Origin of the sequence: Pseudarthrobacter sp. CC12 (assembly GCF_039907755.1) — a bacterium.
Classification (GTDB): Bacteria; Actinomycetota; Actinomycetes; order Actinomycetales; family Micrococcaceae; genus Arthrobacter; species Arthrobacter niigatensis.
Genome location: NZ_JARDJH010000084.1, coordinates 1 through 1,243 on the forward strand (window position 1 = coordinate 1; position 1,243 = coordinate 1,243).

1 protein-coding gene is annotated in these 1,243 nt (G+C 64.3%); it reads right to left on the reverse strand.

Annotated elements, in window-relative coordinates; all coding sequences use genetic code 11:
• Positions 1–32: 32 nt before the first annotated feature.
• Positions 33–1,177, reverse strand: a protein-coding gene (locus PV772_RS22930) for an IS3 family transposase (protein WP_347887693.1) whose coding sequence is annotated in 2 segments (ribosomal slippage) — positions 33–901 and positions 901–1,177 — 1,146 coding nt in all. Because the reading frame shifts where the segments join, the coding sequence is not laid out codon by codon here.
• Positions 1,178–1,243 lie beyond the last annotated feature (66 nt).

Sequence of the window (1,243 nt, forward strand, 5' to 3'; positions counted from 1 at the left end):
GGGACTGCCCCGGCTTTTGTTGACTCGGGGTCTTAGGCCGCTGTGAGCGCGGTCCGGTTGATTGTTTCATATTCGATCGGCGTGAGTTTTCCCAGCCGTCTTTGCCGTCGCCGGCGGTGGTAGGTACGCTCGATCCAGGTCGTGATGGCCAGGCGGAGTTGCTGGCGTGTGAGCCACCGCTGGCGGTCCAGGACGTTCTTCTGCAGCAGCGAGAAGAAGGATTCCATTGCGGCGTTGTCCGCGCACGCGCCGACCCGGCCCATAGACCCTGTAAGCCCGTGGTGCCGGAGCGTTTCGACGAAGCGGCGGGACCGGAACTGGGATCCGCGGTCCGAGTGCACGACGGTTCCGGCTGGGCGGCGTGTCCGCACGGCGTTTTCCAGTGCGGCGACGGCGAGCGAGGACTTCATCCGTGGGTCCATCGAGTAGCCGACGATCCTGCCGGAATAGACGTCCTTGACCGCGCAGAGGTAGAGCTTCCCCTCTGCAGTGGGGTGTTCGGTGATGTCTGTCAGCCACAGCTCGTTCGGCGCCTCAGCGGTGAAGTCCCGCTCGACCAGGTCGTCGTGGACCGGCGGTCCTGGTTTCCGGTTCAGGCCACGCTTCTTGGAGAACACCGACCAGATGCCGTGGTCTCTGCACAGGCGCTGGACCCTGTTTTCGCCCGCCGTGATGCCCTTCTCGGGGAGTTCGTCGGCGATGAACCGGTACCCGAATGCCGGGTCGTCCGCGTGGATGTCCAGAGCGGCGTTGACCAGGTGTGCATCGACCCAGTCCCGGTCCGTCACCGGGCTGGCCTTCCACCGGTAATAGCCTTGCTTGCTGAATCCCAACACCCTGCAGGTCACCGCCACGGGGACTCCGTCGGCGGCAAGATCCGTGACCAGCGGGTAGATCATTTTGGGTTGATGTCCCTTGCCAAGTAGGCGGCTGCCCGGCGCAGGATCTCGTTCTCCTGTTCCAGCAGGCGGTTCCGCTTCTTCAGCTCGCGCATCTCGGCCGACTCCGCCGCGGCCGGGCCGGCCCCGGATTCCTTGCGCTCGGCGATGGCAATCCACCGTTTCAGCGTCGTGACCGAAAGCCCGAAATCCTTGGCAATCTGCGTCAGCGGCGCCTCGCCCTTGCGGGCTACATCAATAACATCCTGGCGGAACTCCGCCCCATAAGCCGTGGGCATGGTCAACATCCTTCCACGAGCACAAGCTCGCTAGGTCAAGGAGTCAACAAAACCGGGGGCAGTCCC